Raw genomic sequence first — 12,203 nt, 5'->3', positions numbered from 1 at the left:
CGCAGCGCGCCCTGGCGGCCGCGCCCCGTTCTGTTGCCCATGGCCCGTATCCCCGACGCTTTCATCGACGACCTGCTGGCCCGCACCGACATCGTCGAGGTGGTGGGCAGCCGCGTGCCGTTGAAGCGCCAGGGCAAGGAGTACGCGGCGCGCTGCCCGTTCCATGACGAGCGCTCGGCCTCGTTCACGGTCTCGCCCACCAAGCAGTTCTATCACTGCTTCGGCTGTGGCGCACACGGCACCGCGATCAGCTTCCTGATGAATTACGACCGCCTCGAGTTCCTCGATGCGGTGGATGAACTGGCCAAGCGCGCCGGCATGGACGTGCCGCGCAACGAGAACCCGCGCAGCCCCCAGCAGCAGGATGACAGCCGCGAGCTGTACTCGGCGCTGGAGGCGGCCACCAGGTTCTTCCAGAGCAACCTGCAGGGCAGCGACAAGGCCCGCAGCTATCTTGATGGCCGTGGCGTGGATGAAGAGAACCGCGCGCGTTTCCAGATCGGCTACGCGCCGGATGGCTACAGCGGCCTGCGCGATGCGCTGGGCAAGGACGAGCGCCGCATGAAGCTGCTCGATCGCGCCGGCCTGTTCTCCAAGAACGACCGCGGCCACGTCTACGACAAGTTCCGCGACCGGGTGATGTTCCCGATCTTCGACCGCCGTGGCCGGGTCATCGCCTTCGGCGGCCGCGTGTTCGAGAAGGACGACGGCCCCAAGTACCTCAACTCCCCCGAGACCGCGCTGTTCCACAAGGGCCGCGAACTGTACGGCCTGTGGCAGGTACGCCAGGCCAACCAGAAGATCGAGCGGCTGATCGTGGTCGAGGGCTACATGGACGTGGTCTCGCTGTTCCAGTTCGGGGTCACCCAGGCGGTGGCAACGCTGGGTACCGCGACCACGCCGGACCATGCCGAACTGCTGTTCCGCAACGCGCCGGACGTGTTCTTCTGCTTCGATGGCGATGCCGCCGGCCGCCGCGCCGGCTGGAAGGCGCTGGAGTCGGTGCTGCCGCGCATGAAGGATGGCCGCCAGGCCTTCTTCCTGTTCCTGCCCGATGGCGAGGACCCGGACACCATCGTGCGCAAGGAAGGCGCCGAGGCGTTCAACGAGCGCCTGAAGCAGGCCACCCCACTGTCACAGTTCTTCTTTGACGAACTCACCCGCGAGATCAACCTGGGCACGCTGGACGGCAAGGCACGCCTGGCCGAGCGGGCAAAGCCGATGCTGGCGCAGATTCCCGATGGCGCCTTCGGCGACCTGATGAAGCAGCAGCTGGCGCAGCTGACCGGCCTCGGCGGCAATGCCGCGTCCGCGCGCGCACCGATGCCGCAGCGCCAGCCGGCGCGCACGATCCAGCCGGTGGCCAGGCGCAGCCTGGTGCGCGGCGCGATCGCCGTGCTGCTGCAGCAACCCTCGCTGGCGCTCACGCTGGGCGGCAAGCATCACTTCCAGGGCCTGCGCCTGCCCGGCGTGGAGCTGCTGCTGGAACTGCTGGGGTTGGTCGAGCAGCGCCCGGACATCAGTACCGGCGCCCTGCTGGAACACTTCGACGGCCGTGAAGAGCAGGCCGCGCTGCATACGCTGGCGGCGCAGACGCTGCCTGGCACTGAAGCCAGCTGGACCCAGGAACTGCACGACGCCGTGGCCCAGCTGGAGAAACAGCTGCTGGTGCAACGTCTGGAGGAGTTGTTGGCAAAGCAGCGCCAGCAGGGTCTGGACGATACTGACAAGTACGAACTGCGCGAGCTGCTGAAGGCCCGCGCCGGACTGCGCCTGTAGCGGCAGATTGCTTTCCCGGAGAGGACCATGCTGCTGCGCCTGACCTGCCTGCTGTTGTTGTCGCTCTGCCTGCCGCTGACGGCCCTGGCCGAAAACGCCCCTCTCAATGAAGTCCGCCCTGGCCTGTATGCCGGCGGCCAGCCCAGCGGCACGCAGCTGCGGGCGTTGGCCGCGCAGGGCGTGCGCACGGTGATCGACCTGCGTCAGCCCGATGAGGACCGCGGCTTCGATGAAGCCGGCATGGCCGAATCGCTGGGCCTGCGCTACGTACGCATTCCCGTGGCCGGGGCCGATGGCCTGGATGCGGCCAACCTGCGCGCCGTGCACCAGGCCCTGCAGCAAAGCGCAGGTCCGGCGCTGCTGCACTGCGCGTCCGGCAACCGCGCCGGTGCCGTGCTCGCCCTGGTCACTGCACGCTACGAACACGCCAGCCCGGAACAGGCCCTGCAGCTCGGGCAACGTGCCGGCCTGACGTCGCTGGAAGCCGCCACCCGCCAACGCCTGGCCGCGCCCGCCGCTTCGCCCTGACTCCTCCGTCCCAAGGACTCTGCCCACCATGACCCGCTGGTGGTCGCGCCTGCGACCTGACAACTTCACTATCGCCCTGCTGTGCACCGTCGGCCTGGCCTCACTGCTGCCGATGAAGGGCGCCGCCGCCATCGTCCTCGACGATGTCACCACCGTCGCCATCGCCGCGCTGTTCTTCCTGCATGGCGCGCGCCTGCCGCGCGAGTCGATCATCGGCGGCATGCTGCACTGGCGGCTGCACCTGACCATCCTGGCCTGCACCTTCATCCTGTTCCCGCTGCTGGGGCTGATGTTCAAGCCGCTGTCCGGCTGGCTGCTGACCCCGGAGCTGTACCTGGGCGTGCTGTTCCTGTGCACCCTGCCCTCCACCGTGCAGTCGTCCATCGCGTTCACTTCGATGGCGCGCGGCAACGTACCCGCAGCGGTGTGCAGTGCTTCGCTGTCGAGCATCCTCGGTGTGTTCCTGACCCCGCTGTTGCTGACCGCACTGGCCGGCACCTCCGGCGGCATCCACGATCCGCTGCATGCCATCGGCGGCATCATGCTGCAGTTGCTGGTGCCGTTCGTGGCCGGCCACCTGCTGCGGCCGTGGATCGCCGGCTGGGTCGAGAGGCAGCGCGCGCTGCTGCGCTACACCGATCAGGCCACGATCCTGCTGGTGGTGTACTCGGCGTTCGGCGAGGCCGTCACCGAGGGCCTGTGGAGCAAGACGCCGCTGCTCTCGCTGCTGGCCGTAGCGGTGGTTGCCGCCGTGCTGCTGGGCATCGCCATGCCGCTGATCACCTTCATCGCCCGCCGCCTGCGCTTCAACCGCGAAGACGAGATCGCCATCGTGTTCTGCGGCTCGAAGAAGAGCCTGGCCACCGGCGTACCGATCGCCAAGGTGCTGTTCGCCGGCGGCAGCCTCGGTGCCATCGTGCTGCCGGTGATGATCTACCACCAGATCCAGCTGATCGTCTGCGGCGTGATCGCGCAGCGGTATGCCAAGCGCGCGCCCTGACCGGGCGCGCGGGTTGTTGCCGGACACGCATCCACGCATGGTGTGGATCTACTGAACGCGACGGCATGCTGCGATCATGGCGCCATAGAGCCGGGCCATGCTCGGCTGAACGTTGGACGGTGAAAGTAGATCCACGCCATGCGTGGATGCATCAGCCCCTTACAGCCAGGGCAGGATCCAGTGATCGACCAGCAGGAAGGCGAACAGCGCCATCAGGTAGACGATGGAGTAATGGAACATCTTCATCGAGAACAGCTCGTCCGGTGGGTCCAGCATGCGCCAGGCGTACCAGAGGAATACGGCGTTGAGCACGATCGCGCCGCCCAGGTAGAACGCACCGCTCATGCCCACCAGGTATGGCAGCAGGCAGACCAGCGCCAGCACCACCGAGTAGGCCATGATCTGCTTGCGGGTGTGTACCACGCCGTGGGTCACCGGCAGCATCGGGATCTCGGCCTTGGCGTAGTCCTCGCGGCGGAAGATCGCCAGCGCCCAGAAGTGCGGCGGTGTCCAGATGAAGATGATCAGCACCAGCAGCGACGAATACGCCCAGTCCGACGAGCCCTGCATGCCGGTCACCGCCGCCCAGCCCAGCATCGGCGGCATCGCGCCGGCCAGGCCACCGATCACGATGTTCTGCGAGGTCGCACGCTTGAGGTACACGGTGTAGATCACCGCGTAGCCGATCAGCGAGGCGAAGGTCAGCACGGCGGTGATCAGGTTCACCCACAGCACCAGGATGGCCATCGACAGCACGATCAGCACGCCGGCAAACACCAGCACCTGCCACGGCTTGACCTTGCCCACCACCAGCGGGCGCCACGAAGTGCGCGCCATCTGCGCATCGATGTGCGCGTCCAGCAGCTGGTTGATCGCCGCGGCGGCCGAAGCGGCCAGCCAGATACCGAGGAAGCCGAGCACGCCGGCGCGCACCTGCTCCCAGCTGGGCACGCCGGGGATGGCCAGGACCATGCCGACCAGGGCGGTGAAGACGATCAGGGCGACGACCTTGGGCTTGGTCAGGTCCCAGTACTGGCGGTAATTGGAAAACATGGAATCAGTCCGGGGCACGCAGGCGGGCCAGCAGGCTGACCAGCACGAACAACAGGGCAACGGCCACGCCGTTGTGGGCCACCGCCACTTCCAGCGGCAGCGCCAGCTTTACATTGAGGATGCCGAGGGTGACCTGCAGCACCAGCAGCGCGATCAGCGCGCTGGCCCAGCCACGCATGCTCGGCAACCGGAACAGGCGCACGCCCAGCCACAGCAGGTAGACGGCCACCACCACCGCGAACATGCGGTGCGCCATCTGGATGGCGATGCGCGACGCGCCGTCCAGCACGCCGCCTTCGTAGTCCACGCCGATGCCACGCCACAGGGTGAAGCCTTCGACGAAGTTGTGCTGCGGCCACCATTGGTTGGCGCAACGCGGGAAGTTGTCCAGCGAGGCGCTGCCGCCGCCGCATGCAAGTGCGGCATAGTTGGCGCTGACCCAGCCACCCAGTGCGATCTGGGTGACCAGCACGGCCACGCCGATGCGCAGCAGCCACTTCAGCTTCGGCGCTTCGGCCAGGGTGATCGGCATGTGCGTCGCGCGCCAGGCCATCCACACCAGCAGGCCGAACATCAGCATGCCGCCCAGCAGGTGGCCCATCACCACGATGGGCTTGAGCAGCAGGGTTACCGTCCACATGCCCAGCAGGGCCTGGAAGATCACCACCGCCAGGGTCAGCAGTGCAGCGCGCGCCAGGTCGATGTTGCTCCAGCGCAGCGCGGCGATCAGCAGGATCGCCTCGCCGATCAGCGCCAGGATGCTGGCGGTGCCATGCCAGCCCATCATGTACAGCGGTATGCCGGCGGCCACCAGTACGCAGGCGGTCACCACCGCCGTGCTTCCGAAGCGGCGCTTGCGCGTGGCCAGCAGGGCCAGGGTCAGGATCTCGATGCCCAGCGCACCGGCCAGGAAGCGATGCACCTGTTCACGCCAGGCTTTGTGGGTCTCCAGCGGGCGGATCTCCGCCGCCGGGTGGCCGATGGTCTCTTCCACGTGCTGCGGCCAGGTGGCCTGCCCGTAGCAGGTCGGCCAGTCCGGGCAGCTCAGGCCGGCATCGGACAGGCGAACGAAGGCGCCGAACATGATCGTGCTCGCGGTCATGATCATGGCGAACCACGCCAGGCGGTGGAAATTGCGGTGCAGCGCCGGACGCGCGGAAAGGCTCATCAAACGGGACTCACTTCAGTTTCAGCAACGTGGCCATGTCCTTGCGCAGCCCACCAAGGTCGGAACCCGGGGCATGGCGCATGATCACGAAGCCGTTCGGATCGATCACGTAGACCGGCAGTCCCGCCGGATCATCGACGCCCGGCAACGCCGCGCGCAGGGCTGGCGACGGAGCCAGCGGCCGCAGCGCGGGCAGCGAGGCGATCGACGCCGGTGGCGTACCCAGCCACAGGATCTCGACATTATCGGCGTTATGGCCGAACAGCTGCCACACCTTGCCCAGTCCCTGCGACAAAGTGACGCACTGTGCATCGCAGGCGCCGGCCGGGGCCACCAGCAGGCGCCAGGTACGAGCCTCGGGATTCCATGGGTAAGGCTGGCCGCTGGCCAGGGTCGGCGCCTGCTGGCGCAGGTCCACCGGCGGCTTCAGCAGCTGGCCGGCGTTGCGGTGCCCGGTTGGCTGCCAGCCCGAGAAGCGCAGCACGGCGGCCAGCGCCACCGCCCCGAAGAACACGGCAAACAGCAGCACCAGGGTCCGGCGGCCGGAGCCGCGCGCCTGCGGGGACGTAGCAGTGTTCATGCGGGGCATTTTCTCACGGTTGGGAAAGGGATGCGGGTGCGGTACCCCGGTAGTGCCGGCCGCTGGCCGGCATCCAGGATTCCGGGGATGCCGGCCAGCGGCCGGCACTACCGGGCGATGGGGCGTCTCCTGCGCCGCTCCAGCACCAGCGCGACCACCAGCACGGTCAGGGCCAGCCCGAACCACTGCACGGCGTAGCCCAGGTGGCGCTGCGGCGGCAGCGTGTTCGGCAGCAGGTCCAGGTCGCGCTCATCGCCGAACGGCAGCGCCGGGTCCAGGCGCAGCACGCGGTCGGGTAGCGCCTGCAGCCCCAGCGCGCGGGCCAGGCCTTCGGCGGGCAGCCGGCTGGCCAGCCAGCGCCCGGCCTCACCCGTCGCGGAGAACGCCGGCCCCAACGCCAACCCCGCCGACGGCGGCGGCGCCAGCAAGCCACGCACGGCTACCGGCGAAGGCGGTGCAGGCAGATCCGGCAAGCTGCGATCCGGTGGCAACGCGCGCCAACCGAGATCCACCAGCAGCACACTGCCGTCGTCACTGCGGAACGGGCGATAGATCTTCACTCCGGCGCGGCCATGCCGGGTCTGGTTGTCCAGCAGCACCACGCCGGGCAGGAAGCGGCCGTGGTCGGCCACGCCGTGCAGCGCACCGGGCGCCGCGAGTGCCTGCGCCAATGGCAACGCCTGTGCCACTGCTGGACCCTGCGCATCCAACATTGCCTGTTTGGCATGCATGCGCTGCAGCTGCCACAGTCCCAATGCGCTGAAACCGGCCATCGCCAGCACCGCCAGCAGCCATCCGATCACGCGCGTGTGCTGGCGCATCATGACAAGTCCGCGCAAACGCGGTCAGATAGGCGCATCCACCCTGCCCTCGAGCCGCGCATGAGTGATTCGCTGAAGACCCTGCTGGTAATCGCGTTTCTGATCGTCATCGTCTGGAATCTGGGCGCCGGCCTGTATTACCTGCTGGTCGACCGCGGCCAGACCAAGCGCACGGTCAACGCACTGACCCGCCGCATCGCGGTGTCGGTGGCCTTGATCGTACTGGTGATCGTGAGCATCTACATGGGCTGGATCAAACCGCACGGCATCGGTGGCTGACCCCACCGATCCGCGCGTGGTCAGAGCACGTAGACGAACAGGAACAGCATCAGCCACACCACGTCGACGAAGTGCCAGTACCACGCGGCGGCTTCGAAACCGAAATGGTTGTCGCGGGTGAAGTGGCCCTTGGCCGAACGCAGCCACATCACGATCAGCATGATCGTGCCCAGCAGCACGTGCGCGCCGTGGAAGCCGGTCAGCATGAAGAACGTCGACCCGTAGATGCCCGAGCCCAGCGTCAGGTTCAGTTCCTTGTAGGCGTGGATGTATTCCTCTGCCTGCAGGGTCAGGAAGCCGAGACCGAGCACAACGGTCAGGCCCAGCCAGATCAGCAGCTGGCGGCGGTTGCCGGCCTTCAGTGCGTGATGGGCGATGGTCAGGGTCACGCCGGAAGTGAGCAGGATCAGCGTGTTGATCAGCGGCAGGCCCCAGGCCGGGATGGTCTGGAACGCACCACCGATCGCCGCAGGACCATTGGTCGGCCATCCAGCGGAATAGCCCTGCCAGAGCAGCTCGTTGGTCATCACCCCGCGGCCTTCGCCGCTCAGCCACGACAGGCCGAGGTTACGGGTGTAGAACAGCGCGCCGAAGAAGGCGCCGAAGAACATCACTTCGGAGAAGATGAACCAGACCATGCCCATCCGGAACGAGCCGTCGACCTGGCGGTTGTAGTTGCCGGCCTGCGATTCGCGCACCACGTCGCTGAACCACCAGAACAGGGTCAGCACCAGCATCGCGATGCCGATGTAGAACGTCCAGCGTCCCCAGCTGGCATCGTTGAGCCAGCTGGCCACGCCGACCATGGTCACCATCATCGCGATGGAGCCCACGAACGGCCATTTGCTCTGGGCCGGGACGAAGTACACGTTGGCGTCGGTCGGTGTCTGGGCCATGTCGGTATCCGGGTCAGGGTGCGGCGTGCGCGCCTTCCGAAGTGGCGGCCGGGGCCAGCCGATCGGACAACGCGTCGTTGCGGTAGAAGGTGTAGGACAAGGTGATCGTCCTGATCTCCGGCGGCAGGTCCGGATCGACGATGAAACGTACCGGCATGTCGCGCTTCTCGCCGGCCTGCAGCGTCTGCGCGGTGAAGCAGAAGCACTCGGTCTTGCTGAAGAATCCCGACGCGCGTGCCGGTGCCACCGAAGGCACGGCACTTCCCACCACGGCCTGCGTGCTGTCGTTGCGGGCAAAGTACAGCGCTTCGTTGAGCTCGCCGGGCACCACGTCCATGGTCAGCTGCTCGGGATGGAACGACCATGGCAGGCGCGAATTGACGCCGCCATCGAACTCGACGCGCACGGTACGCTTGCCGGCCACCGCGCCCGCGCTGGCCTCGCTGCCGGGGCCACGCTCCAGGCGCACGCCGAACACCTTCTCGCAGGCGATGCGGTACAGCGGCACCAGCGAGAACGTCAGCAGGAACACCGCTACCGCCACGCCGATCAGGCGCGGCAGCCCGGCGCTGCGTGACGGGGTGCTGGCCGGTGCGTCGCTCATCGGCCGATCACCCCACTGAGGATGAAGCCGACGTAGACCATCACGGCGATGGCGCCGACCCAGGCAGCGGTACGCTTGGCACGCTGGCGCTGCTGCTCGACGCTCCCGCTCTGGTAGAGCCGACCGCTGGTCGGCTGCTCTTCGCTGTTGTAGAGCCGAGCCATGCTCGGCTGCTTTTCGTCAGTCGAGCATGGCTCGACTCTACCCAAGGCATCAGCCGAGCCTTGCTCGACTCTACCGATCGGAAGCGGGCTCTCGTTATGCATGCCCCACCTCAATGCGTGATGTCGTCATGTGCCAGGTCGCCCGGGCGGATGGTCGGCGGTGTGGTGAAGGTGTGCGCCGGTGCCGGCGACGGCAGCGTCCACTCCAGGCCACGCGCGCCTTCCCAGCTGCGCGCCTCGGCCTTTTCACCGTTGCGCAGCGAGGACAGCAGGATCGCCGCCATCATGAACGGCGTAACGAACATGCCGAACGCACCGATCGAGCTGATCAGGTTCCAGTCGGCGAAGGCCACGCTGTAGTCGGGAATGCGGCGCGGCATGCCGGCCAGGCCGAGGAAGTGCTGCGGGAAGAACAGCAGGTTGACGAACACGATCGACCACCAGAAGTGCACCTTGGCCCACTTCTCGCTGTACATGCGCCCGGTCCACTTCGGCCACCAGTAGTACACCGCGGCGATCAGCGCGAACACCGCGCCGGTTACCAGCACGTAGTGGAAGTGCGCCACCACGAAGTAGGTGTCGTGGTACTGGAAGTCGGCCGCCACGATGGCCAGCATCAGGCCGGAGAAACCACCGATGGTGAACAGGATGACGAAGGCCACCGACCACAGCATCGGCGCCTCGAACGTCAGCGAGCCACGCCACATGGTGCTGACCCAGTTGAACACCTTCACGCCGGTCGGGATCGAGATCAGCATGGTGGCGAACATGAAGTAGATCTCGCCGCCCAGCGGCATGCCCACGGTGAACATGTGGTGGGCCCAGACGATGAACGACAGGAACGCGATCGCGGCGGTGGCGTACACCATCGCCTGGTAGCCGAACAGCGGCTTGCGGCTGAAGGTCGGGATGATCTCGCTGACCACGCCGAAGGCGGGCAGGATCATGATGTAGACCTCGGGGTGCCCGAAGAACCAGAAGATGTGCTGGTACATCACCGGGTCACCGCCACCGGCGGCATTGAAAAAGCTGGTACCGAAGAACTTGTCGGTCAGCAGCATGGTCACCGCGCCGGCCAGCACCGGCATCACCGCGATCAGCAGGAACGCGGTGATCAGCCAGGCCCAGCAGAAGATCGGCATCTTCAGCAGGTCGATGCCCGGCGCGCGCATGTTCAGCACGGTGGCGATGATGTTGATCGCGCCCATGATCGAACTGATGCCGGCCACGTGGATCGCGAACACGCTGAAGGCCACGTTGTAGCCACCCTGCAGCGACAGCGGCGGGTACAGCGTCCAGCCACCGGCCGGCGCACCACCGGGCAGGAACAGGGTCAGCAGCAGCAGGCTGAAGGCCACCGGCAGCAGCCAGAACGACCAGTTGTTCATGCGCGGCAGCGCCATGTCCGGTGCGCCGATCTGCAGCGGGATCATCCAGTTGGCCAGGCCGACGAAGGCCGGCATCACGCCGCCGAAGATCATCACCAGCGCATGCACGGTGGTCATCTGGTTGAAGAACTCGGGCTTGACGAACTGCAGGCCCGGCTGCGCCAGCTCGGCGCGGATCACCACGCTCATCGCCGCGCCGATGATGAACATGATGAAGCTGAAACCCAGGTACAGCGTGCCGATGTCCTTGTGGTTGGTCGAGAAGAACCAACGCTCGAAGAAACTCTGCTGGTGATGGTGATCGTCGTGCCCAACTGCCGAGTGCGCCATTGCAAAACACCTCTCAGAATCGGTTGTCACCGCAGCCGCAGGCGGCCGCGGGCTTTACATCACGCGCCGCTGGCTGCGGTGGCAGGTGCGCTGCCGGCTTCTGCAGCAGCAGGCGCTGCCGGTGCCTCACCGGCCGGCGCCGCGGGTTCTGCTGGTGCCGCAGGCGTTGCAGGCGCGGCCGGCGCCGGCTTGCGCTGCGCCAGCCACTGCTTGAACTCTTCCTTGGACACCGCCTCGACCACGATCGGCATGAAGCCATGGTCCTTGCCGCACAGCTCGGCGCACTGGCCGCGGTACACGCCGGGCTGCTCGATGCTGGTCCACGCTTCATTGATGAAGCCGGGAATGGCGTCCTGCTTCCAGCCCAGCGCCGGCACCCACCAGGCATGGATCACGTCGTCGGAGGTGATGACGAAGCGCACCTTGGTATCCACCGGCAGCACCAGCCGGTTGTCCACGTCCAGCAGGTAATGCGGATGGCTCTCGCGGGTCGGCACGATGCCGCTCTGCCGCACGCGGTCGGACTCACGGTCCAGGCGGCTGGTGAAGGTGACGTTCTCGCCGAGGTATTCGTACTTCCACATCCACTGGTAGCCGGTGACCTTCACCGTCATCTCGGCATCGCGGGTGTCGTACATCTTGATCAGGTTGGCCGTGGCCGGCCATGCCATCACGATCAGGATGATCACCGGGATCACCGTCCAGATCACCTCGGCCTTGGTGTTGTGGCTGAAGGTGGCGGCCACCGCGCCCTTGGATTTGCGGAACTTGAAGATGGCGTAGGCCATCGCCCCGAACACGATGACGCCGATCACCGTGCAGATGATCAACGACAGGTTGTTCGACTCCCAGGCCAGGCGCGAGGTCTGGGTCACCCCCTTGCCCATGTTCAGCTGCCACGGCTTGGGATCGGCCGCCTGGGCCCATGCCAATGCCGGAACCAGTCCCCCGGCCACCGTGGCGGCGACCGCTGCAACGCACTTCGTGCCCCACCTGCTGCTTTGCTTCATTGCCTAGACCCTTAGCGTCGTCGGTTGCCGCCATCGCTGGCGGCGAGCAAGCTTTCAAGTGTCTCTGCAAGCGTCTGACGTTCGGCCGGCGCGAGGAAACTCCCCACCTCCACCTGCCGGCCGCTGGATGCCAGCCGGACCCTCTCATCGTCGGTGAGCAGGCGCACCCAGTGGGGGTGGGCCCGGAACACCGGCGATCCACCGGGTACGGGGATGACCTCCACGTACGCCGGCACTACCCGGATCTCCTCCTGCCGTTCTCCGCTGCGCCACAAGGCACGCAGCGCCGCCGCCAGCACCAGGCTGTACAGCAGCGCGAACAGGGGGGCGAATGCATTGCCGGCCAACCACCCGAGGGCGGACACCAGCCACATCGCACCCGACAACACGGTGAACAACAGGACGAACTGCCGGGCATCGAGCGCCCGTGGGGGACGCAGCCGCAGCTGCGTACCTGACCCATCCGGAGCTGGAAGCACCTCGATCATGTCGCAACCGCGTTCCTGCCGCGGGAAACGTCTCGATGGTAGCCCCGCCCTCTCGCCGGTAGCAAGGGTGCATTCACACTTTTTCCCATGCTGCAACACAGCATGAGGTCGGCGG

General features: G+C 66.8%; 14 protein-coding genes. 4 read left to right on the top strand and 10 right to left on the bottom strand.

Annotation, left to right across the window (positions count from 1 at the left end; genetic code table 11):
* Positions 1 to 39: 39 nt before the first annotated feature.
* Genes dnaG through N5C18_RS07980 form a run of 3 tightly spaced genes read left to right on the top strand, consistent with a single transcriptional unit; the run spans position 40 to position 3,307 of the window.
* Entirely contained in the window at positions 40 to 1,779 is a 1,740-nt protein-coding gene (gene dnaG, locus N5C18_RS07990; protein WP_053510526.1) for a DNA primase, read from the top strand.
* Positions 1,780 to 1,806: 27 nt separating this feature from the next.
* Positions 1,807 to 2,307, top strand: coding sequence for a protein tyrosine phosphatase family protein (locus tag N5C18_RS07985; protein ID WP_053448589.1), 501 nt, complete (start codon positions 1,807 to 1,809; stop codon positions 2,305 to 2,307).
* A 28-nt stretch (positions 2,308 to 2,335) separates the two neighbouring features.
* Positions 2,336 to 3,307, top strand: a complete 972-nt coding sequence (locus tag N5C18_RS07980) for a bile acid:sodium symporter family protein (RefSeq protein ID WP_053510529.1) — start codon at positions 2,336 to 2,338, stop codon at positions 3,305 to 3,307.
* 159 nt (positions 3,308 to 3,466) lie between these two features.
* Here N5C18_RS07980 and cyoE read toward each other — a convergent pair whose 3' ends face one another.
* From cyoE to N5C18_RS07960, 4 genes are all read right to left on the bottom strand, one after another.
* Positions 3,467 to 4,360, bottom strand: a complete 894-nt coding sequence (gene cyoE, locus N5C18_RS07975) for a heme o synthase (protein ID WP_164087656.1) — start codon at positions 4,358 to 4,360, stop codon at positions 3,467 to 3,469.
* A gap of 4 nt (positions 4,361 to 4,364) precedes the next feature.
* Complete coding sequence (locus N5C18_RS07970) at positions 4,365 to 5,528, bottom strand: COX15/CtaA family protein (protein WP_004153902.1); 1,164 nt, start codon at positions 5,526 to 5,528, stop codon at positions 4,365 to 4,367.
* 10 nt (positions 5,529 to 5,538) lie between these two features.
* On the bottom strand, positions 5,539 to 6,108 hold the full coding sequence (locus tag N5C18_RS07965) for a hypothetical protein (protein WP_040009144.1): 570 nt from the start codon (positions 6,106 to 6,108) through the stop codon (positions 5,539 to 5,541).
* 107 nt (positions 6,109 to 6,215) lie between these two features.
* Complete coding sequence (locus N5C18_RS07960) at positions 6,216 to 6,932, bottom strand: SURF1 family protein (protein WP_053448583.1); 717 nt, start codon at positions 6,930 to 6,932, stop codon at positions 6,216 to 6,218.
* Positions 6,933 to 6,989: 57 nt separating this feature from the next.
* Here N5C18_RS07960 and N5C18_RS07955 point away from each other — a divergent pair, with 57 nt between their 5' ends.
* Positions 6,990 to 7,208 carry a twin transmembrane helix small protein gene (locus N5C18_RS07955; RefSeq protein ID WP_008264755.1) on the top strand — a complete coding sequence of 73 codons (219 nt, stop codon included), beginning with the start codon at positions 6,990 to 6,992 and terminating at the stop codon, positions 7,206 to 7,208.
* A gap of 20 nt (positions 7,209 to 7,228) precedes the next feature.
* On the opposite strand, the gene N5C18_RS07950 is transcribed toward N5C18_RS07955, so the two are convergent.
* The 6 genes from N5C18_RS07950 to N5C18_RS07925 all read right to left on the bottom strand — a co-directional run bounded on the left by N5C18_RS07950 (position 7,229) and on the right by N5C18_RS07925 (position 12,088).
* Positions 7,229 to 8,104: a cytochrome c oxidase subunit 3 gene (locus N5C18_RS07950; RefSeq protein WP_049457763.1), complete on the bottom strand. Its 876-nt coding sequence runs from the start codon at positions 8,102 to 8,104 to the stop codon at positions 7,229 to 7,231.
* A 13-nt stretch (positions 8,105 to 8,117) separates the two neighbouring features.
* Positions 8,118 to 8,708 carry a cytochrome c oxidase assembly protein gene (locus tag N5C18_RS07945; protein ID WP_053448582.1) on the bottom strand — a complete coding sequence of 197 codons (591 nt, stop codon included), beginning with the start codon at positions 8,706 to 8,708 and terminating at the stop codon, positions 8,118 to 8,120.
* Entirely contained in the window at positions 8,705 to 8,872 is a 168-nt protein-coding gene (locus N5C18_RS07940) for a hypothetical protein (protein ID WP_258011031.1), read from the bottom strand. Before N5C18_RS07940 ends, N5C18_RS07945 begins: the two co-directional genes overlap by 4 nt.
* Before the next feature lie 110 nt (positions 8,873 to 8,982).
* Positions 8,983 to 10,590, bottom strand: a complete 1,608-nt coding sequence (ctaD, locus tag N5C18_RS07935; protein WP_004153896.1) for a cytochrome c oxidase subunit I — start codon at positions 10,588 to 10,590, stop codon at positions 8,983 to 8,985.
* Positions 10,591 to 10,649: 59 nt separating this feature from the next.
* Positions 10,650 to 11,600 carry a cytochrome c oxidase subunit II gene (coxB, locus tag N5C18_RS07930; protein ID WP_279944193.1) on the bottom strand — a complete coding sequence of 317 codons (951 nt, stop codon included), beginning with the start codon at positions 11,598 to 11,600 and terminating at the stop codon, positions 10,650 to 10,652.
* A gap of 11 nt (positions 11,601 to 11,611) precedes the next feature.
* On the bottom strand, positions 11,612 to 12,088 hold the full coding sequence (locus N5C18_RS07925; protein WP_004153894.1) for a DUF2244 domain-containing protein: 477 nt from the start codon (positions 12,086 to 12,088) through the stop codon (positions 11,612 to 11,614).
* Positions 12,089 to 12,203: the final 115 nt, after the last annotated feature.

Origin of the sequence: Stenotrophomonas sp. GD03930 (assembly GCF_029839665.1) — a bacterium.
GTDB classification, from domain to species: Bacteria; Pseudomonadota; Gammaproteobacteria; order Xanthomonadales; family Xanthomonadaceae; genus Stenotrophomonas; species Stenotrophomonas forensis.
This window is presented reverse-complemented; position numbering and strand designations above follow the sequence as displayed.